We start from the raw sequence: 22180 nt of genomic DNA, 5'->3' as shown, positions 1-22180 counted from the left end.
TTGAGCAAAATCAACAATACCCTTACTTCATGATGCCGGGCGCAACAACCCTCGGCATAGTTTGTTCCGAAGGAGTCATACTTGCCTCTGAAAAACGGGTAACCTACGGGTATTTCATCACAAGTAAGGCTGGAAAGAAAGTTTTCAAAATAACGGATCATATAGGTGCTACGTGCGCTGGACTCGTTTCTGACATGCAAGTCCTCATTAGAGAGGTAGAGGCTTATGCAAACCTTTTCAAACTAGACAACGGCAGAAACATTTCCGTAAGATCAGCGGCAAAAGTTATGTCGAACCTTCTTTTTGGCAGACGGTTGTTTCCGTTGATTACGCAAACTATTATCGGCGGATTGGATGATGAAGGTCCTTCAATTTATGTTTTGGACGTTTTAGGTTCTGTAATTCCTGACAAATATGCAGCGGTGGGTACAGGCGCTGAAATTGCTGTTGGGGTTCTTGAAGAAAATTATAGAGAAGATATGAGTTTGCAAGAGGCTAAGGAAATGGCGGTTCGCGCTATGAAATCAGCAATAAGCCGTGACTCTATGAGCGGTAATGGGCTTGACTTCCTAATCTTCACGAAAGAGGGTATCATCGAAGAGTCAATGAAATTCTAGCTCTGCGTATAGAACTGCAAATTGGTGTGGTAAGTCAACCTAAACCAGCAAACTACTAAGGAATGAATCCAAATTCCAATAAATTTTCAAGAGTTATAGGCCCAATACGTAAGATTTTAGGCTTTTCTCCAGTCAAATCAAGCATTGTTGAAGAAACTCCGAATCCAGTCATGCCGCCATCAAGAATCACATCTACTTCATCCTTCAATTGCTTATAAGCCTCAGCAGCAGTAGACGGATGTTGAACTCCAGTTTTGTTAGCACTGGTGCCTATAAGAAGCCCTCCTGATAACTTTATGAGCTTAAGTGCAACTTCGTGGTTTGGTATCCTTACACCAACAGTTGCTAAGCCAAATGTAACAATATCAGGAAGAAGTTTTTTCGGTAATATTAAAGTCAAGGGTCCTGGCCAAAGCTTTTCACCAATTCTTCTAGCTTTATTAGAAAGCTCAGCTACTTTCTCAATGTCGTCGAAGCTACATGAAAGAATGGGCAAAGGTTTGTCTCTTGTGCCTTTTACTCGAATAAGCTTTTCAACTGCATTAACGTTAAAAGGGTCGCAACCCAAACCGTAAACAGTGTCAGTTGGATAAACGACTAATCCGCCCTCTTTAACAATTTCTGCGGCGGCTCTAATATTCTCCAAAGTTGCTTTCAATATCCGCATTTTCCACACGTTTGAAGTATTCAACTTATAGTCTATGTATAAAGCAAACAAATAATTTAAAGGGGTCAGCAAGTTGGGCGCGTCACTGCTAAAAAGGCTCCACGCCGTCGCCTCACATCATCCCATAATAGAAACCATTTTCAAACTATTAGATGTTTTCATCAGCATAGGCTTTAAATCCTCAAAAGAGCATTGTAGCTAATCTCAAAATCTTTGTGGGTGATACAATGATGAAAGCTCAGAGACCAACAATAATAGTTCACGGTGGTGCAGGAGAATGGCGTGCAGAAAGGCAAGAAGTAGGCATCGCGGGAGTTAAAAAAGCAGTGAGGTCAGGGTTTGACATTTTGAAACGTGATCAAAGCGCTCTCGATGCTGTGGAATCTGCAGTTATGTCCATGGAGGACGATGAAGTTTTCAATGCAGGATTAGGGTCATCATTGGCCCTCGATAAACGTGTTGAAATGGAAGCTTCTATAATGGATGGTAAAACACTGGCTGCAGGCGCCGTGGGATTACTGAACAATGTGAAATATCCTGTACATTTAGCTCGTATAGTCATGGAAGAAACTGACCACATTTTCATAGTAGGACGAAGCGCAGAAAAACTGGCTGAAATTTTCGATTTGGAACATAGAAACCCGATAACCAAACTTAGAGAAAGATATTGGTGCGAACTAAAGAATAAGTTAGCACAACGTGAACTAAACTATTTACCAAAGCTGTATAAGCTGCTAAAGTCACATCCAAGCCTTTTTCATCTGGACACTGTTGGCGCAGTTGCAGTTGATAAAGAAGGCAATGTGGCAGCTGCAACATCCACAGGTGGAATCTCTCTGAAAGTCCCTGGACGCATTGGAGACTCACCATTGATAGGTTGCGGCAACTATGCCGACAATGAAGCAGGTGCGTGTTCAGCTACGGGAATAGGGGAAATAGCCATTAGGCTTGTTCTAGCAAAAAACACTTGCGACCTAATACGCACAGGTCAAACACCACAGAAAGCTGCAGAAAACTCGATTAAAGAAGTAAACCGCAGAATACAAAACGCTGTTAACCAAATGGGCTTGATAGCTATCGATTCTAAAGGCAGAATTGGCGTAGCACACAATTCTCATCACATGTGTTGGGCTTACATGACATCTCAGATGCGGAGCCCCAAAGCCTTTCTAAAGGCGAAAACCACGAAGAATGCAGTATAAGATTGCTTTTTCATCATCCGTTATGTGGAAAACATGGCTAGTCATGCTTTTTATGGCACTTCTTTGATTTTTGTAACCATTAATTTGATGCAGGTAATCTCAACTTTTATTAATTTCCCGTTTTCACTCTATAGAATCAACACTCATCGATGGGCAAGATTATGGTTCGAATTGCAGTGCTTGATGCGGACAGATGTAAACCCAAACGTTGTAGTAGAGAATGTTATCGTTTTTGCCCAAAAGTGAGAAGCAAGATAGAGGCCGTAGTTTTTGAAGAAGGTAAACCAAGGGTTGTAGAGGCTTTGTGTGTGGGATGCGGTATTTGCGTCAAAAAGTGTCCCTTTAAAGCCCTCACAATCGTCAATCTACCCGATGAACTTGAAGTAGAATGCAGCCACCGCTTTGGACCGAATACCTTTAAGCTTTTCCGTCTCCCTACTCCATCACAAGGCGTAGTACTCGGACTACTAGGTCAAAACGGGATAGGAAAGAGTACTGCAATCAAAATTTTATCCAGCGAAATAAAACTAAATCTTGGAAACTACGACAACGCACCAGATTGGACAGACATCATTAGGCATTTCAGAGGTTCAACCCTTCAAGAATACTTTCTAAAGCTAAGCCAAAACAATCTGAAAGCCGCACATAAACCACAATACGTAGACAAAATTCCACAAGTAGTTTCTGGCAAAGCCTATGAGCTGTTGGAGAAACTTGATGAAAGAGACAAATTGAAAAAAGTTGCGAAACAGCTACAGCTTAGACCGGTATGGAATCGAAATTTAGACATCTTAAGTGGCGGCGAGCTTCAACGAGTCGCAGTGGCTGCCACTATCTGCAGAGAGGCTGACATATATCTTTTCGACGAGCCTTCAAGTTATTTGGATGTCAAGCAGCGTCTGGAAGTTGCGCGGGCAATACGAGGTTTGAAGGAAGAAAATAAAACAGTAATTGTTGCTGAACACGATCTTGCTATAATTGACTATTTGTCAGATCAAATCTGCGTCTTCTATGGAGAACCTGGCGTCTATGGCATCATTTCCCATGTTCACGGAGTGCGTGTAGGCATAAACATCTACTTGGAAGGTTTCATTTCAGATGAAAACATCCGGTTTAGAAAGGAGCCGATAATTTTCCATGTTAAGCCTCCAACTGTAAGCTGGGACATTGGCGAAACGATCCTAAAATGGGAGGAAATGAGAAAAATTTATGAAGGTTTCACACTGAAAGCGCAGCCGGGAGAGGTTAAGAAAGGCGAAGTCATTGGAATCTTGGGTCCAAACGGCATTGGAAAAACAACTTTCGTAAAACTTTTAGCTGGAATCGAGAAGCCAGATGAAGGAGCAACTTCTACACCTTACGAACTGGCAGTAAGTTATAAACCGCAGTACATCTCTGCAGAATACGATGGCACTGTAGAAGAACTCTTGAGAAGTGTTAAGAAAGAAGATTTTATGGCAAGCTGGTATCACAGCGAAATTTTGCAACCTCTGAATGTGAAGGGATTTTTAGATCACAACGTAAATCAACTGAGCGGCGGTGAGCTTCAACGAGTCGCCATTGCAATATGTCTCTCTCGTGAAGCACAACTTTACTTGTTAGACGAGCCGAGCGCTTATTTGGACGTCGAAGAACGCTTAAACATGACTCGCACTATTCGAAGAGTTATCGAGAACAAAAACGCCACCGCTTTTGTTGTAGAGCACGATGTGGTTGCACAAGACTTCATCGCTGACCGTTTGATGGTTTTCGATGGAGAGCCAGGTGTAAAAGGAGTTGCTAATCCTCCAACAACCCTTAGGAAAGGCATGAATACTTTTCTGAAAAAAATGGAAGTCACTTTTCGAAGAGATCCAAAGACGAAAAGACCGAGAGTAAACAAGGAAGGTTCGAGAACCGACAGATACCAGCGCAAAATAGGTGAATACTACTACGTGGCAGAAAAACAAAGATAGCATTGCAAAACTGTTTTAACACTCTTTCTTTATGCTATACACGGTGATAACACAATGGAAACACTTTGGACACCATTAATTCTAGTAAACTTGAAAACCTACATAGAGGGCACAGGAAAAAAGGCTTTGGAATTAGCTGAGAAAGCTGAGAAAGTCAGCAACGAAACAGATGCATGTATTGGGCTTGCCCCCCAATATACCGACATAGCTCAGCTTGCCAAAACAGTTTCTCTGCCAATTTTCGCTCAGCACATTGATCCAATAAAACCAGGCAGTTTCACTGGTCACGTTTTGCCAGAGGCAGTAAAAGAAGCGGGGGCAGTAGGAACACTTATCAGCCACTCGGAACGACGTTTAAAACTGGCGGAAATAGACGCTGCCATCAGAAGAGCTAAAGAGCTTAATTTGGTTTCAGTGATCTGCACTAACAACGCAAGCGTAAGTGTCTCAGCCGCAACATTAAAACCAGATTTTATAGCGATTGAGCCTCCCGAGCTTATCGGAACGGGCATACCAGTGTCAAAAGCCAAACCTGAAATTGTCACTGAAACTGTGAAGCTTGTTAAGAAGGTAAACTCGGAAGTTCCCATTCTTTGCGGTGCTGGTATTACTAGAGGTGATGATGTGGCTGCTGCGTTGAAGCTTGGCACAAAAGGGGTTCTTGTTGCAAGTGGCATCGTAAAAGCAAAAAATCCATACAAAATGCTCTTGGAATTTGCTTATGCCATAACTACAGCCTAGGAGATTCCCGTTTGAAAGTTGAAATTGAGTGCCTCTCGTGTATAATTCACCGTGGCTACTTAGAGATCGCAGAAGCCACAAAAAACCCTGACTTGCAATTTAAAGCAGCATCAGCGCTTCTCGAATATATGGCAAAAGAGTTTAAACCAGACGCTGTTGCGGCTGTTCTTGGAACAGTCCGCGATCGAATAATCAAACAAATTTCCAGCAACCTTGATGTATATGCGGAAAGAAAACGTGCCAGTAATCAAGTAGCTTTAAGGTTGCTCCCTTCAATCAAAAACCTCATCGAAAAAGAAACTTCGCAAGAGAAAAGATTCAGAAAGGCTTGTTTGGCTGCGATTGTTGGCAATATTATTGAATTCGACATTCCAGAACATGAAGTTAATCTTAACCAACTAGAGCAATTAATTGTCGACGCTGAAAAAGACTTGGCAATTGATGAAATATTGGAAATCTACGAAGAAGCCAAGAAAACTAGCAGTATTCTTTTTTTAACTGATAATGCGGGCGAAATCGCCTTTGACAAACTCTTAGTTAGCAAATTAAAGCAGCTTAGTGCAAAAGTTATAGTTGTAGTGAAAGATGGCCCTATTTTGAATGATGCTACTTTAGAGGATGCTAAGGCTGTTAGCATGTATGACGTAGCTGATGCTGTTATTACGACTGGTGCTGATGCCGTCGGGATGCCTTTACCAGAAGAACGCTCGGAAGAGTTTATCAAGGCTTATGATGAAGCTGACTTTGTGATTGCTAAGGGTATGGGATACGTTGAAACGCTTACGGAGATAAAATTGAAACAGCCCCTTGCTTTCTTGTTGAGAACAAAGTGTAACCCAGTCGCTCGATACTTCAGGGTTTCGCGAGGCAAAAATGTGGCTAAACTAGTGAAGCCTTAAGGATTAAAGAAGAATGGAAAACACTTTGCCGAAAATCCGATTTGGCAGTGAAGTTCTCTCCGATTTGGAAAGAGCGATGAGTTTAGAATGGGTTATGACAAATGGTTTAGGTGGATATGCTTCTTCAAATGTCTTGGGAATCAACACGCGCAAGTACCACGGAATCTTGGTTGCCTCTTTTAATCCTCCTGTTGATAGGAGAGTTGTGCTTTCAAAGCTCGACGAACAGCTTCTTATTGACGGCGAAGTTTATCCTTTAGGCGCCAACGAGTTCAGCCATGGCATATATCCCCAAGGCTACAAATACCTCGAAAGCTTCTTGCGATTTCCATTTCCCACTTTCACTTACAACACAGACAAAGTGAGACTTCGCAAGACAATTTTAGTGCCGCATCAAAAGAACGCCACCGTGGTTTTCTACAAGATTTCCTCTCCACCCAAGGAAAGAATAACTTTGCAGATCTATCCTCTTGTCAACTCCAGACACTTTCACGCAGTCATAGACAAAAACAAGCTTGGATGGAGTTTTGTTCAAAGAACGTCTGCACAAAAAACAACACTTCAAATAGCCGACCCCCAATCTACGTTAATTCTGTCTTCATGTTCTGGACAGTATATCGAAGGAGGCAAGTGGGTTGAAGGTATGTTTTTTAAGATAGACAGTTCGCAGGGAAACAGTTGTTTTGATGATTGTTATGTGCCTGGACGATTTGAAATTGATTTGAAACCTAGCGGAAAAACGGAATTTCATGTCGTCGCTGTGGTTGGCAAAAAAGTAGACAATGCCAAAAATGTTCACTTTTCCATTTGTAGAGAATTGAAAGATTCTAATAGCTTTCGTCAAAAAGAGTTGAACAGATTAACTAGTCTTCTAACAAAGTTTCATGATCAACATCCGAATGTAGTCCAAGAAAACTGGTTAAAATGCCTTATCCTAGCCACAGACTCTTTCATTGTGAACCGCTCAACCACAAATACGAAAACGGTAATTGCGGGTTACCACTGGTTTGAGGACTGGGGGCGCGACTCTCTAATTTCTCTGCCAGGCCTAACTCTTGTCACTGGACGTTTTACTGACGCAAGAGAAATTCTGCTAACTTTCAAGCACTACTGCAGCAATGGCATCATTCCAAACCGTTTTCCAGACAAAGCTGGAAAAAGACCAGATTACAACACTGTTGATGCGACTCTATGGCATTTCAACGCCGTCCTTCAATACCTAAAATACACAGGCGACTTCAACTTCGTTAAGCAAAAGCTATGGACAACGTTACAGTCTGTAATCGATTATCACATACAAGGAACAATAAACAATATACACCTAGATGATGATGGACTGATTATGCATGGACCACAGTTAACGTGGATGGACGCCATGATAGACAACAACCCTGTTACACCCCGAGAAGGCAAGGCAGTTGAAATTCAAGCGTTATGGTACAACGCGCTTAAAATCATGGAACTCCTTGCAACCCGTTTCAGGCACAACGATTTGGCTGAAAAATATCGAGGCATAGCGGAAAAAGCCAAGAAGAGTTTTGTTGAAAAATTTTGGAACACTCAGAAAAAATGCCTTTTCGACGTAATAAATAGTGAAGTAAAGGATGCTTCACTGAGACCCAATCAGATATTCGCCGTTTCTCTTGATTTTTCTATGCTTGATGAAGCAGAACAGACGGCGATAGTCTCTGTTGTTCAGGAGAAACTTTGGGCCACTTATGGACTGAAAACTCTGTCAGCGGACGAACCCAAATACCGTGGAAAATATTTTGGGAACTGGGCTGAGCGGAACTATGCCTACCACAACGGTACTGCATGGCCCTGGTTAATTGGGCCTTTCGTCACAGCTTTCTTAAAAGTAAAAAACTCTGATGCAAACTATAGAAGATTCGCTTTTGAAAACTTTCTTCAACCCCTTTTTAAGGAGCAAATGTTATGTGCTGGACTTGGGACTTTAAGCGAAGTTTTTGATGGCGACCTGCCGTATTTACCTGGGGGCTGTATCTCTCAAGCATGGAGTGTGGCTGAACCCTTAAGGGTTTACGTTGAGGACGTGTTGTTTGAGCGACCGAGCTTTGAGAGGGATGTTCTAGAAAATTTTTCTAGTAAGGAAACTAAATAAAAAGGGAGAGATATTACTCTGGAACAATAAAACTAACCAGTAGGTCGTGAAAACTTTGACTGACATCTGTCTAATGTTCGAGGTTCATCAGCCACTGCGGCTAAACCGAAATTTCCACCTAGACCTATTGGCAAGACCACCAGCATCCAAGAAAGACCTCTTCGAACTCTACTTTGACAATACCCTTAACAAACACATTTTCAATCGCGCAGCGAGGAAATGCTATCTTCCTGCAAATAATATAATCTTCAACGAGATTGAAAGATTTAAACGAGAAGGGAAGCAGTTTAAGATTTCTTATGGGATTTCCGGAGTTTTTATTGAGCAGTGTAAAAGCTGGAATCCAAGTCTTCTTGAATCGTTTAAGCAGTTGGCGCAGACGGGTTGTGTAGAGTTTCTAGACGAAACGTATTATCATTCTCTTGCCAGCCTCTTCGGCACCGATCGATCTGAATTTGTTGAACAGGTGAAGATGCATCGCCAGTTGGTGAAAGACTTATTTGATTATGAACCCGAAGTCTTCGAAAACACTGAATGCCTCTACAACAACGCCATCGCCAAAACCGTCGCAGACATGGGCTATAAGGCAATCATAACAGAAGGCGTTGAACGCATTCTAGGTTGGCGAAGTCCAAACTACTTGTATAAAGCAAAAGGTTCTTCTATTCCTGTTTTGCTTCGCAACTATCGCTTGTCAGATGACATTGGCTTCCGTTTCTCTTCAACATGGTGGAACGAGTGGCCTCTAACCGCTCAGAAATATGCAAGTTGGCTGGCAGCTATACAAGGACAAACGGTTGTCATTTTCATCGATTATGAGACTTTCGGGGAGCATCATTGGCCAGAAACTGGAATTCACGAATTTCTCAAATGGTTACCCGGTGAAGTACTCAAGTGGGAACATTTGTACTGGCGAACTCCTTCCGAGATCGTACGTCTCCATCAACCAGTTGGAGAGATCGACGTAAATGATTATTATACTGTTTCGTGGGCTGATCTTGAACGTGACCCAAGCGCATGGATCAGTAGCCCGATGCAGAGAGTTTCTTATGAGCTCTTAAAAGGCTTGGAACCTTTCGTAAAGGGTTTAGGGGATAAAGATTGGCTGAGGCTTTGGCGGTATTTCCAGATGAGTGACCACTTGTACTATATGAGTGTAAAAGGCGAAGGACCCGGAGACGTACATTCCTACTTTAATCCCTCAGGAAATCCAATCGACGCTTTCGTTTCATTCTCTAACATACTTTCTAATTTTGAGGCTCGAATTTTACAAGAATTGCAGAAACCTGAACTTGCAGCCAGGTGGATTCTGCGGCGGCTGCCTTCCGATAAAGGCTTTACTTTCTTCTATGAGTTTGCACGACCAACTAACGTGACGACTCATGACTTGCTTGAGTTTGCCAAAGCACTCAACAATGTCCCTGTTCAGTCACTTCAATATCATGTGGAAAGAGGCGACTTTGAGACGTGGCTGAGTCAAGTTTTAGGCGACAAGAAATTGGCTGAAAAGATAGCGTCTATAGCTAAGGAAGAATTTGTTGGCGAAACACTTCGCAGAAAGCTTCTAACAGTTGTTGAAGCTAGAGTCAAACAGCTTAAAGCAATAGCAGCGAAGGACAAAGTGTGATTTATGAAAATTTGTTTGTTGTCTTGGGAGTTTCCACCCAGAATTGTTGGAGGAATTGCTCGTCATGTTTTTGGATTAGCAAAGGCGTTGGCAAAGGATGGAAATGACGTAGGTGTTGTTACCTTAGATTTTCCTGGAGCACCGGATTATGAAGAGGTTGAAGGTTTCAAGGTTTACCGCTCCAAAACCGAAGTAGGACACCCGAACTTTCTCACTTGGGCTTTTTTGTTCAATCATTTTTTAGAGAGACGCCTTGGTGCTGCAAACAAGGATTTTAATTTCGATCTAATCCACATCCATGACTGGCTTGTGGCACCTGCTGGAATTAGTTTTAAACATCTTTTGAACAAGCCCTTGGTTTGTACGATGCATAGCACCGAGCATGGACGGTCAAGTTTGCATGGTCCTGATTCTTACATGATTGATGGGATGGAGTGGTGGGCGTGTTATGAGCCGGCTCGGGTAATTGTAACAAGTAATTCTATGAAGGGCGAGATCTGCGGTCATTTTCATGTGCCTGGAGAAAAGGTTGATGTTATTCCGAATGCTATTGATGTTGAAAAGTATGCTGTTGGGGTTGACCGCTGGGCTGTTAGGCGACGTTTTGGTGTGGGAGACAATGAGAAGTTGGTTCTTTATGTGGGACGTTTGGTGCCGCAGAAAGGAATTGAGTATTTGATCCGAGCTATGCCGCGTATCAGTTGGCGTTTTCCCGAGGTAAGACTTGTCATTGTTGGTGAAGGGTGGATGCGGAGTCATTTAGAATGGTTAGCTGACCAGTCTGGACAGCATTGGCGGACTAACTTTACCGGGTTCATTTCTGACGGTGATTTGGTGGCGTTGACAAAGAGCGCGGATGTGATGGTTGTTCCTTCGGTTTATGAACCGTTTGGGATTGTGGTGTTGGAGGGTATGGCAGCTGGGGTGCCTGTGGTGGCTAGTCAAGTGGGCGGTTTGGCGGAGGTTGTTGAGCATGATAAGACGGGTGTTTATGTTTATGCTCGTAGTCCTGATTCTATTGCGTGGGGAGTTGAGCGTGTTTTGTCTGATTCTGGTTATAGGGATTGGCTGGTTAAGAATGCGTATGAAACTGTTAAGAGTAGGTTTAGTTGGGAGGCTGTTGCGAAGCAGACTGTTGAGGTTTATAAGAGAGTTTTGGGAGAAGGGTAGAGTATGAGTGGGTATCCTCTTGTTTCGCCTCGGCCTGAGCTGCCTGAAGAGTTTCGTTTTTTGTGCATGTTACATAATGTAGGCGCCATTAAAGCTGAAGGGGCGCTCACGATAGAGAAGATTGCAAAGTGGACAAATAAGGAAACTTCTACTATTCAGGAGTATTTGCGTAAGCTTGAGGCGCTCGGGTATGTGCAGTCTGTTAAAAGAGACGGAGCTAACAGATATCATGTTTCTGTGATGGGCATACGAAAAGTATTGACTTTGTACAGTTAACAAAGAATGGTATGTGCGTGTCACTCTTGGACATTCTAGATTTTATTTGGTTTCTAGTAGGTGGCTAATGGGCACTCTTGTTAAAAACTGTCGAACATTCCTAAAAGCAACTAAATGTCTATATTTAAAGTCGCATGCGAAATTCGAAAATTAACTTTCAAAATTTATGGTGGCATGTATGCAGCGCATAGCATTCCGAAATACGTAGGCGCCTGATAAGAGATTAGTTTTCCTCTCATTGGAACTTCATGTAAAACACCAAAAAGGATAGCTATCTGCCATAAGCTGTCTGGTTTTGCGGTTTCTATAAGTTGTTGTTCCAAATGTAGCAGCATTCCAAGGTTGTTTTCCTTAACTGCCTTTTTGACAAGGTTGTCGAATTTTGTTGATGCTGGATGAAAACCATAAGGTCCCTTTGAATCGTGAGTGTGTGCTTGGTCGGCACTGGCTACAAAAGCAACTTTTTCGCTGGATTTTTTCGCCGCTTGAGCGATCACGCTGCCCAACTTCTCCAAGTTCTCTATGGGGATTTCTCTTGATGGAGTTACTATGACTATGCGTGGTCTTAGAAGTTGAGTTCCAAAGAACCAAAGCGGAATCAATGTCCCCCAATCCATAGGCATACAAGAAGATAGGCCTTCATCGGTGCCATAGTTGACCCCTACAATAGGCAGTTTACACTCCTTAGCACAACGCAAAACTTCCTTTGCTAAAGGTCGGTTGCATTGAACCCGCATTTTAATCGACCCGATGTCTGTTCTCAAACTTCCCTCGGCAAATTCGGTTGTTATTATTCCAATGTTTCCTTCTAGTCGCAAATTATGCGGAGTTGCGATGATTATGGTGTCGATTTTCTGCTTTTTCATTAAACTGGCTATTTTTTCCATTCCTTGCCTTGTTTTGCTAAAAGCTTCTATTTCGTTGCCCGCTAATTGGGAGATAATCTTTGCTCCATGTGGAGCAATGCAAGCGAATGTTATTCCCATTTTACATACACCTTTACATTCACGGTTACAAAATATCTCGGCAATGTAATTTAACATGCATGTGGATCGGGATATGTTACAACTAATGTTTAAATCTTACACTCAACAAGTTACGCGCATGCACCGAAAAGGGTGAATTTAAAATTCACCGCAAACGAAAGTCACAGAGCTACTTAGCGTAAAAAGTCAATAGTTAACGGAAGAGTATTATACCCTATCAAAAGCATATACGCCAAACATATCAACCATGAGCTGTTTTTATGTCAGCAATAGTTGTTGCTGGAGGAGTTTCGAAACGCTTTGGACAGGACAAAGGTTTGATTAGACTGGCTGAAAAACCTCTAGTTCTTCACGTATTGGATACGCTTGCTCCGATGGTTGATGAAGTCGTTGTGGTTGTAAATTCGGAGATACAAGAGAAAAAATTCGCTCAGGTAATCAAGCAAAAAGCTCGCATTGTAATAGACAAAGCAACTGTTCAAACGCCTCTAGTTGGTGCTTTAGCCGGTTTCGAAACTATTCAAAGCGGATATACTCTACTGCTCGCGTGTGACACTCCGTTCTTATCTACTGAAATCCTCCGCTTTCTCTTAGATGTATGCATAAACAAGACTGCAACGATTCCGAGGTGGACAAACGGTGACATCGAACCCCTACAAGCAGTCTACGACGCCAAAACAGCAGCCAAAGCCGCAAAAACCGCTCTGGAAAACGGAAAACTAGATATGCGTTCTATGATAGCAAACATGCAAAACATCCGCTACATCTCCACTACAGTCCTTCGACAACTCGACTCGAAACTCATAACTTTCTTCAACATCAACACACTCAACGACTTGAAAAAAGCAGAGGCAATGATAAAACACCACGCTTATTAGCTCACAGCACAAAAAGTTCTTTTATGGACGTCATTCAAATAATTCCCATAACAGGGCTACCAATTATCAGAAAAGGCGACAAACTATCAAAACTAGTCTGCAACGCCGCAGAAAAACAGAAAACACCCATCCAAAACGGCGACATAATTATAATCACTCACGTAATAGTCTCTCGCGCAGAAGGCAACACAATCAATCTTGACACCATAAAGCCTTCGCAATTCGCCAAAACCATTGCCAAAATAAGCAACAAAGACCCAGCGCTCGTAGAAGTTGTCTTAAGAGAAGCTGAAAGCATCATCCGTATGCGTAACGGTAAGCTCATAACACTAACAAGACATGGGTTCATTTGCGCCAACTCTGGAATCGACAAAAGTAATGTACCTGGTGAAAGGAACGTGGCTTTACTTCCTAAAGACCCAGACAAATCAGCTAGGCAACTCAGGCAAGAAATAAAGAAGCAAACTGGAAAAACAGTTGCAGTTATCATTTCAGACACACATGGAAGACCCTTAAGAGATGGCGAAATCAACATAGCCATAGGCGTTGCTGGACTCACTCCTATAAGAGACAGAAGAGGTAAAAAAGACCTTTTCGGCTACATTTTAAGAGTAAAACGTACAGCGGTTGCAGACGAATTAGCATCAGCCGCGGAATTGGTGATTGGCCAAGCTGATGAAGGTGTTCCTATAGCTATTATAAGAGGCTATCCGCACCTAAAATCCGAAAAAGCGACAGTTAAAGACATGCTCAGATCACTTGAAAAAGAGCTTTTCCTCTAATCACTGCCCGATTTCTTAACGTATCTCTCAGTCTCTACTAAAAGCTTCTCCAAATCCTCTTTAGAATGTGCATCGCTTATCCCACCATTTTTAGCCAGTAAGAAGAAGACGCCGTTATTGATCAATGCCATGTGATATTCTGTAAGTTTTTTCCTGTCAGCCTTGTAGGCAACGTTTGCATTCTTCACCTCTTCTTTCGTGAAATGAACATGAAACAGCGAGCCTGCACGATTAACTCTAGCATCAACGTTCCCTCTTTTAAAAATGTCCTCAAGTCCTCTTTGAACCTTTTCTCCCTCATTATTAAGCCTATTAATTATTCGACCGTCCTCCAAAGTCTTAAGCATCTCTAATCCAGCGCTCAAAGTCGTGGGGTTTGCAGTGAAAGTTCCGCCTTGAAATGATAATTTAAGCCTTTCAAAAAGCAGAGGATCCATTCTTTCCATAATGTCTCTTCTGCCAGTAATCGCACCTATCGGGAAGCCTCCTCCTAAAATCTTACCCAGTATGGTAACGTCAGGAATGACGCCGTAATATTGCTGCCCTCCTCCAGGTGCCAGCCTAAAGCCTGTGATAATCTCGTCAAAGATTAGCAAGGCGTCTTTATGACTGCAAAGCTCCCTCAAGCCTTTCAAAAATTCTTTTTCTGCAGGTATGCAGCCTCCTGCGCCGAGAACAGGTTCAACTATAACTGCGGCAACTTCTTGGTCTTTGATTTTTCGCTCCGTTTCGTGTAAATCGTTGAAGGGTACCACTATAGTGTCTTTCAATGCTCCTTCTGCTATTCCATTCGATTCTGGCATATCAAAGGGAGGTTTAACAGCCAAATGTAACGCATCATATCCGCCGTGCCAGCCACCCTCAAATTTTACGATTTTGCTTCTCTGGGTGTAGGCTCGTGCAAGCCTAGTGGCGTACATTGCGGCTTCAGTACCAGAGTTAGAAAAACGCACCATTTGGGCACTTGGCAACATCCTAACTACCTGCTCCGCCAATTCAATTTCAAGCTCGTGGCACACGCCATAATGTGTCCCGTGCTCAATCTGCTTCTTAACGGCTTCTACAATATTCGAAGGACTGTGGCCTAAAATATGCGTGTAGTGACCCATCCAGAAGTCGATGTAAACGTTGCCGTCTACATCTTTTATTTTGCTTCCTCTTGCCCAATCAATATAGAATGGGTAAGGTTCAAAGTAGCGAATGAAGTAAGACACGCCTGCAGGTAAAACCCGTTTGGCACGTTCATAAAGCTGCTTTGATTTGACAGTTTTAGAAGCATAATTCTCTTGCAACAACATCAAGACTCCTGTAAACAGACTTTGATAGATACTAATTTGAATGCTTACTTCAAAAGATTTTGCATTTTTGAAACCATTCAACGCAACACACTTGACAACCCTCATGATGCTGCATTTCTTTATGTTCTTCAACTATCGGTTTACAATGCTGAAAAGAATGTTTCCTAATGCAAGCCAACGTGAAAAACTTGAGGAATCGCGAAGACAATAACCACAAAAGCTTCACGGAAAAACATAAGACGCCTCTAATATAACCCTAATATAATGGCTGTTGAACGAGAGATCCTAATCACTGTGCTGAAACTAACAAGAAACGGACCAATAGAGTATTCTCTAGTTGGCAAAAATGCGAGAATCCCTGCTCAAATAGCAGAAGGCGTTGTGAAAAAACTTGCAGACGCCGCTCTCGTCAAATGGAAAGGAAAGGTCTTAGAAGCATCTTCAGACCAACGAGTCAGAATTGCAGTTCAAGCAATAAAACTCGGCGCAGACTTTGAACGCGTTTGTAGGCTGCTAGAATGGAAAGAGTTTGAAAGCATTACGACTCAGGCTTTTGAGGCTTATAACTACCGTGTCAAAAAGAACTTCAGGTTTAAGGGAAAAAATGGGAAACGATGGGAAATTGATCTCGTAGCCTGCAAGCGACCCCTAATAGCCTCAGTAGATTGCAAACACTGGACACACAAGTGGACAAGAGCGCCGATCATAAAAACGGTAGAGCAACATATAGAAAGAACTAAAGCCTTCACAGATGTTTTATCAAATCTCTATATCAAGATTAACTTGGGCGAATGGAAAGATGCAACGGTCATTCCAATAGTCTTATCCCTTCTGATAAGTCCCTTTAGGATTCACAGGGACACGCCTATAGTTCCAGTACTGCAGTTGCAGAGCTTTTTAAATGAATTGCCAGCCCACATAGGTTCATTAACACATTTTTCTCAAAAACTAACGAAGAAAGACAAAGAAATAACTGAATACTAGCAAGAAAACACCCAAGAAACCTTCTTGTGAGACCAATTTGGCATAAAACCGGCAAAAATCTAGCTCTATTCAAAAACTTATCGAAAGATTATTTACAAAAAACTGATAGAACTTTGTCCTTTATTATATAGTCTCTTCTTATTTGCCAGCATAATCAACCGGGTGGAGTCTTGCTGAAATTCTTGACCTTCGTAATCTCCGTAAACTTTCTGTATTTCAAGTGCTGCTTTTTTAAGCATTCTTTGCAATTGTGGAAAAGAGAACAGTCGCAAGTTATGATCGAATGTTCTTGTTTTACCGCTGTTTTTGTCTACAAAAATCCATTGGGAATAAAGTCTTGACCCTTCAACGTCTAAAGCACGTTTTTCCAGCATGTAAAAATGAGGAAATTCTCCCCAATCTTTCTTCTTAAAAACATTTAGAACATGGTCTCGGTTTGCGATATCCATTAAAAACGAACCGTCTTGTTGAAGTATTCTTGCAACTTCCTTTAGGCTTTTTACGTCTTCTTTTTTCGAGGGCAGATAACCGAAACTTGTAAACATGTTGATTACAGCCGCGAAAGTCTCCGATTGAAACGGCAGATGCCGCATTTCGCCCCTCACTAGCGGCAAGCGAATGTCTTTCCCTGACATCTTCTTTTTGGCAATTCTAAGGAGACTAGCTGATATGTCAAGTCCTATTACTTTCCATCCTTTCCTGCTGAGGAGAATGGAATGGCGTCCTGTACCACAACAGAGATCAAGAAGTAAACCTTTTGTTTTTATAACGTTTTCAAGGAATTCAACTTCCTTTTCTGTAGAGCGAGCATCCACTATTTCTGCCCAGTACTCATTTAATTCATCAAAAAGTGAAATATACCACTCATGCTTATTCATGGCCTGCTTTCCTGCCTTTTTCCAACTTAAAGTTTCCTTTGTCGCGTTTTAAAATGCGTTCCTGGTCCAGAAGTTTTTTCTTCTCCCAACGTTCCCATGCTATTTGGCGGAAGATCCACTTTTTTCCAAGATGAGCCGCTAAAATAGCGTGCTTGTGCTGTTTAAGGATTGGTATGAGTTCGTCGAGAAATCTGAAGAGTTTGTCGATTTGCTTTTTTGGAAAGTAAGCGTAGTAGTTGGCGTTTTTTACTTCAAAAGCATAGACATGCAGGTCTTTGCGAGCAATCACGTCAGGTAAAGGATGAAGACTTGGATTGCTTACAGGCACTCTCACAGCGTTATAGCCATTCTTTTGAAGTTTCTTGACTAAGACTGTCTCGCTGTAGAACCCTCGCCTACGCCATTTCTTCAAGTCAGATTTCTTCAGAGACTTTCCCATCGCGAAATACGCTCGCAAATTTCTACTACTAATTATAACATTGAAAAGTTATGCTTTTCCAACAAACATAACTTCCGAATATGTAAAAATACTACTTGACCATCTTTTTCTCTCTTTCCTTCTAAAAAGCGAACCTCTAATGAGGATGCTCCATCCAGATTCTACAGTCATAATATATTTCAGAACCCAAAATAAGAAAGAGTCAGATTTGAAACAGGTTAGATAAATGCCAACAAAAGTAAAAGACGTCATGATCCGAGACGTAAAGACAGCCAATATACGAGACACTGTCCTAAAGGCTGCAGAAATAATGAATAGGCATGAAATCGGCTGCATCATAGTTACCGAAAATGGAAACCCTGTTGGGATTTTAACTGAAAGAGACATATTGAAACGAGTTGTTTTCAAAAGAAAGGATCCAGCTAGAACAAAAGCAATTGAAGTCATGTCGAAACCGCTTGTGACAGTAAAATCTCACGTAACGATAGCACGCGCTACACGGAAAATGATCAAACAGAAGATCAAGAAATTAGCAGTAACAAACGCTGGCCACCTTGTAGGCATATTAAGCCTCACTGACTTGATACCGCTGCTAGAAACAGAGAAGTCAATGAACAAAATTTCTCTGAAAGACGTCCCAAAACGTATGAAAAGAGTTTTTGAAATATACTACGATCCTAAAAGACAAATACGCAAAAAATGCCCCCTGACGATGGGTGGCGGAATGTCAATTAGCTGCATAGGATCAAAATGCATGTGGTATGTCAACGAAAGATGCGTTATAACAAGCGTTTTAGAAAGGTGACAAAGAAAAAAAGTTGGTGTAGAGCGAAAGCACCTACTCTTTTAGTAAGTCTAATAATCGAAGGGATCCTCTTGCAGTTGCGTTAGCCACCTAGTTATCTTTCATGTTTCTTTGCACATGCATTTAGGGGATAAAGCCGATTACGTTTTCCACATTTGGGGCAGAATTTCATGCTTACGTTTACTAGTTCTCCACAACTTGGACATTCTTCCCTGATTAGAGTCCCACAATTTATACAATAAAAAAACGTCCCCGCTTCTTTTCTACATTTTGGACATTTAGGCATTGAAGCATACCTGTGAAGTTCTTAATGTTATTCTGTTCTTAAGCTTTAGCAAATGCGATCAGAATAGTCTACCTCTCGAAAACCTCTGCAACCTGAGTCTCCCTTCAGTCTCTCCATTCAATGCGCGCATATCTTCTGTTAATTAACTACAGTTGACATAACCTAGTGCGTATGCGGCTGTTGACTAGCTTGTTCACGTCTTTTGGCTCCTTTTAGAATTATTCCCAAATGCTGCAATAGAAGGACAAGTATGAATAATGCAAGGATCCCAGCTATCGCCGTAACAATGGATCTTGCGGCATCTGCGTATTCGAGACTCTTCGTCCTACAATGATCGATGTAAGCCAATTTTTGAAGATGCCATATATCGCTGTGCCTAGAATTAGAACAGCTCCTAAAGCAACCGTTGTGGCTATGATCGTTTAGCCTCTGCCACACTCTAATCTCTTTTTCTTCTTAGGACGCGATCTAAAAGCCTGTTGATTATATCGTCATAAGTTTCGCTTTTCTTTCCCACACTCTTTAATACATCTCTGGTGCTCTTCTTAATCTTTATCGAGGTTAATTCTTCACTCATTCTTTACACCCAATTATGCTTTACTCTCTATTGAGGATAACAATTAATAACAATTATGCTTTTTCACTATATATCGCGTCCTCATAAAATATAGTGACGATAATCTATGGATATTCGCAAAAATGATCTCGAGAAACATAGTTTTCCCACTTTTCCCAAAACTGCGTAGAATTCCACAAAAACTGCTCAACAACGTCAAACTTCCCAAAAAGATACTGAATGTCCCATAAACACCATTCGACACCCAACACACCTGTGGAACTCACTTAACACTTTTAGGCAAAGGCGGGCGTTTTTGGTTATAGGGTATGCTTTTGTATCCGCTGAAACGAGCCTGCTGGTCTGAAAAACAGTTTGGTGATATGATTTCCTGTATGAAATACTAGTATCACCAATGCCACTGATACTGCCAAAGCCTCCTTGAGCAAATAGAAAGTATGAGTTGTTTTGCCTACCTACATTGCTTCGAAAGCACATAATCCAATAGAACGCCCACAAAAAAGGCTTCTTTTCAGCAGCATTCTCTGGCTTAGACAGCTAACATATCACCAGAATATCGCGTTTTCTCAACGCAACAACGTATACAAAAGCATAACCCTCTAAACGCTGGATACGTGGCTGGCAAACAGGCGGATATATGGCTTTGGCTGGCATAGTGGCCTTTCTATTTTCTTTTTCAGAAGTAACTGTATGTTCTTTACATGGCCATAGCCATTCTTTCAGATTCTTGGCACACTGACCCCAACAATAAACTCCAGAAAGTCATACTGGAATTTGTAACGCAAAAAAGCCCACAAATACTAAAATCACGATGGTGAACGCTTCTTCAGCCGTAGTTATCTTAGATGCAAATAGCGACCAATTTTCCAAGTATACCCAAAATAGTTTAAAAGTAGAGAGTACAATGCACAATGCCCCAACTATGATACAGTACAAAATGAGCCCACTACAACAGTAGGCATAGCTTCTTGGAGCTCCCCAAAAAGTAGTCATAAAAGGATGCTGATCACTAAAGGAAGGATAAAAAGACCAGACCAAGCAAAACCCGAAAAAAGAGACTGGTAAAAAAGAAACATACTATGAGTGATGTGTAAAGGCAAGTCCATGAAACATGGGCAACAAAGTGTATCAAACACATTTCTCACGTTGCTTCAGCAAATATCTTTCGCGAAGCACATGTTCATGAAGCGTCTTTCGTAGTTATTGCGTTTCATGATCTCTGGAAAAAGGGTAAGAATTAATGTGGAAACGTAACGGGCAAGATTGAAGCCTTGCCACCATTTAGGGAAACAAAGCCGCATATTATTACTAGTCTGTTCAGTAGGATCAGCAGATGATGTTTCTTGATAGCAACAATTTTATTCTGTCCACTGCAATCTTTCTCGCGAGGTACACAGGCAATTGAAAGTTTTTAATCAAACCGTCGAATTCTCAACTAAAGGAGAAATCGATTTCATAGATCTTACAGAGAAAGTTCAAGAAACAGTCTCCAAATCTCAGGTAAAAAACGGCATAGCCCACATTTTCGCCCCTCACGCAACGGGCATCATAGTCCTTACAGAGCACGACTGGAACCTTCTGGAAGACATCAAAAGAATTTTGGAAAAAATGATTCCAAAAAAGGCGCCGTATCATCACCCGTCAAATGCCCATTCACATCTTCGTTCCATGTTTCTTCCTCCAGACAGAACTCTACCAGTAATTGACAGCAAATTGGTCTTAGGAACTTGGCAGTCCCTCCTCTTTGTGGAGACTGATGTTTATCCAAGACGAAGAACGGTAATAATTCAAGTTCTCGGAGAATGAATACGACGTACGCTACAACGTAAACTTTCTACTTTTTTGCTTGTGTCAGTTTTCGTTCAGTTTTCACCCGATTTCGAGGTATAAAAGCTTGAAAGTGGCAGAAATAGATATAAACTCTGATCTATCGACAATCATTTTAACATAGAGAGTTAAACTCTTTCAAGTTCGTAAATCTTTCGACGTCTCAAACAAGGAAAACACTAAGACTTGACAAAGGCTCCATCTATAAGCTGCGAAGGTCCTAAGGATTTTACGGTCGCTCTGCTACGTCAAGAAAATGCTAGGTCATTATAAATCGTAGAGCGCTTGTTGACTTATAAAGTTCGATTAGATTCGTCAAAAATAGGTAGAAGCTATTTGTTAGTTCAATAGTTTTGGATTTGCCAAATGATTTTCACGTAGTCTTCAATGAGTTGTTGCTTTTGCTGTCCATTTTCTAAAGTGTCGATACGTTGTCGTAAATGAATGGCGCGGCGTTTCAGTTTTTCAATGTTCAAAAACTATCACCTCTTTCGGTAATGAGATTTAATGGAAAACGCATCTCTTTCTAATAAGCATTATGTTGCTGAAATCAAATGTTTACTAGCAAGTAAAAGCTTTCACACGTTGATTACTACCCAAAGTTGTAAATCACAGTGTAGCCGATATACGAGTGCCTTTTAGAAGAGAGGAGAAGGTAAATTGAAGACAGTATACATCTTAGCAATGTTAATGCTGATTGTCTTGATACTAATAGCATTGATTCCTCTAGGTAATGTGACTCTAGTCATGGCATTACCTACCAGAGGCCCGAAGACGGATACTGACATACGATTCTATCCCAATTCATCGGCTGGTTACGCTGCGCTAAAAGCTAACGACATCGACTTTTTACAGTCGCCGCTGACTTATGAGCAAAAACTAGACGCTGAAGCCGATCCCAACCTCTGCATCGCAGCTTATCACGAGAACGGAATGATAGAGTTTGACTTGAACAACAACTACACCGTATCTGGTATCTATCCTGGAATCAGAAACCCTCTAACCGTTACAGAGTTCAGGCAGGGTCTAACATGTGCAGTGGACAAGCAGTATATCGTGGATGAAATCTTGCTGGGCGCTGGAGGAATACTTAACGTTCCAATTCCACTGAACTCCATCACGTGGTGGAACGAAACCCTACTCCAAGCGAACTACGAGTTCAAG

22 protein-coding genes are annotated in these 22180 nt (G+C 41.7%); 15 read left to right on the top strand and 7 right to left on the bottom strand.

Annotation, left to right across the window (positions count from 1 at the left end; genetic code table 11):
* The first annotated feature begins 32 nt into the window (after positions 1–32).
* Positions 33–617, top strand: coding sequence for an archaeal proteasome endopeptidase complex subunit beta (gene psmB / locus OEX01_07180; GenBank protein ID MDH5448763.1), 585 nt, complete (start codon positions 33–35; stop codon positions 615–617).
* A 55-nt stretch (positions 618–672) separates the two neighbouring features.
* Here psmB and OEX01_07175 read toward each other — a convergent pair whose 3' ends face one another.
* Positions 673–1284, bottom strand: a complete 612-nt coding sequence (locus tag OEX01_07175) for an L-threonylcarbamoyladenylate synthase (protein MDH5448762.1) — start codon at positions 1282–1284, stop codon at positions 673–675.
* 230 nt (positions 1285–1514) lie between these two features.
* On the opposite strand from OEX01_07175, the gene OEX01_07170 reads away from it, so the two are divergent.
* From OEX01_07170 to OEX01_07135, 8 genes are all read left to right on the top strand, one after another.
* On the top strand, positions 1515–2486 hold the full coding sequence (locus OEX01_07170; GenBank protein MDH5448761.1) for an isoaspartyl peptidase/L-asparaginase: 972 nt from the start codon (positions 1515–1517) through the stop codon (positions 2484–2486).
* Between the two features lie 161 nt (positions 2487–2647).
* Positions 2648–4441: a ribosome biogenesis/translation initiation ATPase RLI gene (locus tag OEX01_07165; protein ID MDH5448760.1), complete on the top strand. Its 1794-nt coding sequence runs from the start codon at positions 2648–2650 to the stop codon at positions 4439–4441.
* A gap of 54 nt (positions 4442–4495) precedes the next feature.
* A complete protein-coding gene (gene tpiA / locus OEX01_07160) occupies positions 4496–5182 on the top strand; it encodes a triose-phosphate isomerase (GenBank protein ID MDH5448759.1) in 687 nt (228 codons plus the stop codon).
* Between the two features lie 11 nt (positions 5183–5193).
* Positions 5194–6081 (top strand): ARMT1-like domain-containing protein, encoded by an 888-nt coding sequence (locus OEX01_07155; GenBank protein ID MDH5448758.1) that lies wholly within the window; start codon positions 5194–5196, stop codon positions 6079–6081.
* Between the two features lie 13 nt (positions 6082–6094).
* Positions 6095–8203 carry a glycogen debranching enzyme N-terminal domain-containing protein gene (locus OEX01_07150; GenBank protein MDH5448757.1) on the top strand — a complete coding sequence of 703 codons (2109 nt, stop codon included), beginning with the start codon at positions 6095–6097 and terminating at the stop codon, positions 8201–8203.
* Between the two features lie 55 nt (positions 8204–8258).
* Positions 8259–9830 (top strand): DUF5752 family protein, encoded by a 1572-nt coding sequence (locus OEX01_07145; GenBank protein ID MDH5448756.1) that lies wholly within the window; start codon positions 8259–8261, stop codon positions 9828–9830.
* 3 nt (positions 9831–9833) lie between these two features.
* Positions 9834–11000 (top strand): glycosyltransferase family 4 protein, encoded by a 1167-nt coding sequence (locus tag OEX01_07140; GenBank protein MDH5448755.1) that lies wholly within the window; start codon positions 9834–9836, stop codon positions 10998–11000.
* 3 nt (positions 11001–11003) lie between these two features.
* On the top strand, positions 11004–11276 hold the full coding sequence (locus tag OEX01_07135) for a helix-turn-helix domain-containing protein (GenBank protein MDH5448754.1): 273 nt from the start codon (positions 11004–11006) through the stop codon (positions 11274–11276).
* Between the two features lie 164 nt (positions 11277–11440).
* Here the strand turns inward: OEX01_07135 and OEX01_07130 are convergent, their stop codons facing one another.
* On the bottom strand, positions 11441–12262 hold the full coding sequence (locus tag OEX01_07130; GenBank protein ID MDH5448753.1) for an extradiol ring-cleavage dioxygenase: 822 nt from the start codon (positions 12260–12262) through the stop codon (positions 11441–11443).
* A gap of 260 nt (positions 12263–12522) precedes the next feature.
* Between OEX01_07130 and OEX01_07125 the strand changes: the two genes are divergently transcribed.
* Positions 12523–13140, top strand: a complete 618-nt coding sequence (locus OEX01_07125) for a molybdenum cofactor guanylyltransferase (protein MDH5448752.1) — start codon at positions 12523–12525, stop codon at positions 13138–13140.
* Between the two features lie 23 nt (positions 13141–13163).
* The gene (gene cofE, locus OEX01_07120) at positions 13164–13922 is read left to right on the top strand and encodes a coenzyme F420-0:L-glutamate ligase (GenBank protein MDH5448751.1); all 759 of its coding nucleotides are present in this window, start codon (positions 13164–13166) and stop codon (positions 13920–13922) included.
* On the opposite strand, the gene OEX01_07115 is transcribed toward cofE, so the two are convergent.
* A complete protein-coding gene (locus OEX01_07115; GenBank protein ID MDH5448750.1) occupies positions 13919–15325 on the bottom strand; it encodes an aspartate aminotransferase family protein in 1407 nt (468 codons plus the stop codon). The genes cofE and OEX01_07115 overlap by 4 nt on opposite strands.
* 159 nt (positions 15326–15484) lie before the next feature.
* On the opposite strand from OEX01_07115, the gene OEX01_07110 reads away from it, so the two are divergent.
* Complete coding sequence (locus OEX01_07110) at positions 15485–16204, top strand: hypothetical protein (protein ID MDH5448749.1); 720 nt, start codon at positions 15485–15487, stop codon at positions 16202–16204.
* 92 nt (positions 16205–16296) lie between these two features.
* Here the strand turns inward: OEX01_07110 and OEX01_07105 are convergent, their stop codons facing one another.
* The gene (locus tag OEX01_07105; protein ID MDH5448748.1) at positions 16297–17082 is read right to left on the bottom strand and encodes a methyltransferase domain-containing protein; all 786 of its coding nucleotides are present in this window, start codon (positions 17080–17082) and stop codon (positions 16297–16299) included.
* A complete protein-coding gene (locus OEX01_07100; GenBank protein ID MDH5448747.1) occupies positions 17075–17539 on the bottom strand; it encodes a hypothetical protein in 465 nt (154 codons plus the stop codon). The genes OEX01_07105 and OEX01_07100 overlap by 8 nt, the downstream gene beginning before the upstream one ends.
* Before the next feature lie 208 nt (positions 17540–17747).
* Between OEX01_07100 and OEX01_07095 the strand changes: the two genes are divergently transcribed.
* Entirely contained in the window at positions 17748–18326 is a 579-nt protein-coding gene (locus tag OEX01_07095) for a CBS domain-containing protein (protein ID MDH5448746.1), read from the top strand.
* Between the two features lie 725 nt (positions 18327–19051).
* Here the strand turns inward: OEX01_07095 and OEX01_07090 are convergent.
* Positions 19052–19189 (bottom strand): hypothetical protein, encoded by a 138-nt coding sequence (locus OEX01_07090; GenBank protein MDH5448745.1) that lies wholly within the window; start codon positions 19187–19189, stop codon positions 19052–19054.
* A 1401-nt stretch (positions 19190–20590) separates the two neighbouring features.
* Here OEX01_07090 and OEX01_07085 point away from each other — a divergent pair.
* Entirely contained in the window at positions 20591–20995 is a 405-nt protein-coding gene (locus OEX01_07085; GenBank protein MDH5448744.1) for a secondary thiamine-phosphate synthase enzyme YjbQ, read from the top strand.
* Between the two features lie 365 nt (positions 20996–21360).
* Here the strand turns inward: OEX01_07085 and OEX01_07080 are convergent, their stop codons facing one another.
* Positions 21361–21492, bottom strand: a complete 132-nt coding sequence (locus tag OEX01_07080) for a hypothetical protein (GenBank protein ID MDH5448743.1) — start codon at positions 21490–21492, stop codon at positions 21361–21363.
* 184 nt (positions 21493–21676) lie between these two features.
* On the opposite strand from OEX01_07080, the gene OEX01_07075 reads away from it, so the two are divergent.
* Positions 21677–22180: ABC transporter substrate-binding protein (locus tag OEX01_07075; protein ID MDH5448742.1), on the top strand; the 504-nt coding region annotated here is incomplete at its 3' end.

The organism is Candidatus Bathyarchaeota archaeon (assembly GCA_029882535.1).
Classification (GTDB): domain Archaea; phylum Thermoproteota; class Bathyarchaeia; order Bathyarchaeales; family SOJC01; genus JAOUKM01.
Note: the sequence above shows the minus strand (reverse complement) of the source record. Positions and strands in the feature narration are given on the sequence as shown.

Bases quoted from the DNA above. Each gene is read 5' to 3' on its own strand.
- OEX01_07150 (MDH5448757.1), top strand. From the start codon at position 6,095: ATGGAAAACACTTTGCCGAAAATCCGATTTGGCAGTGAAGTTCTCTCC.
- OEX01_07105 (MDH5448748.1), bottom strand. From the start codon at position 17,082: ATGAATAAGCATGAGTGGTATATTTCACTTTTTGATGAATTAAATGAG.
- OEX01_07175 (MDH5448762.1), bottom strand. From the start codon at position 1,284: ATGCGGATATTGAAAGCAACTTTGGAGAATATTAGAGCCGCCGCAGAA.
- OEX01_07165 (MDH5448760.1), top strand. From the start codon at position 2,648: ATGGTTCGAATTGCAGTGCTTGATGCGGACAGATGTAAACCCAAACGT.
- psmB (MDH5448763.1), top strand. From the start codon at position 33: ATGCCGGGCGCAACAACCCTCGGCATAGTTTGTTCCGAAGGAGTCATA.
- OEX01_07115 (MDH5448750.1), bottom strand. From the start codon at position 15,325: ATGAGGGTTGTCAAGTGTGTTGCGTTGAATGGTTTCAAAAATGCAAAA.
- OEX01_07140 (MDH5448755.1), top strand. From the start codon at position 9,834: ATGAAAATTTGTTTGTTGTCTTGGGAGTTTCCACCCAGAATTGTTGGA.
- tpiA (MDH5448759.1), top strand. From the start codon at position 4,496: ATGGAAACACTTTGGACACCATTAATTCTAGTAAACTTGAAAACCTAC.
- OEX01_07095 (MDH5448746.1), top strand. From the start codon at position 17,748: ATGCCAACAAAAGTAAAAGACGTCATGATCCGAGACGTAAAGACAGCC.
- OEX01_07125 (MDH5448752.1), top strand. From the start codon at position 12,523: ATGTCAGCAATAGTTGTTGCTGGAGGAGTTTCGAAACGCTTTGGACAG.
- OEX01_07110 (MDH5448749.1), top strand. From the start codon at position 15,485: ATGGCTGTTGAACGAGAGATCCTAATCACTGTGCTGAAACTAACAAGA.
- OEX01_07130 (MDH5448753.1), bottom strand. From the start codon at position 12,262: ATGGGAATAACATTCGCTTGCATTGCTCCACATGGAGCAAAGATTATC.
- OEX01_07170 (MDH5448761.1), top strand. From the start codon at position 1,515: ATGAAAGCTCAGAGACCAACAATAATAGTTCACGGTGGTGCAGGAGAA.
- OEX01_07135 (MDH5448754.1), top strand. From the start codon at position 11,004: ATGAGTGGGTATCCTCTTGTTTCGCCTCGGCCTGAGCTGCCTGAAGAG.
- cofE (MDH5448751.1), top strand. From the start codon at position 13,164: ATGGACGTCATTCAAATAATTCCCATAACAGGGCTACCAATTATCAGA.
- OEX01_07090 (MDH5448745.1), bottom strand. From the start codon at position 19,189: ATGAGTGAAGAATTAACCTCGATAAAGATTAAGAAGAGCACCAGAGAT.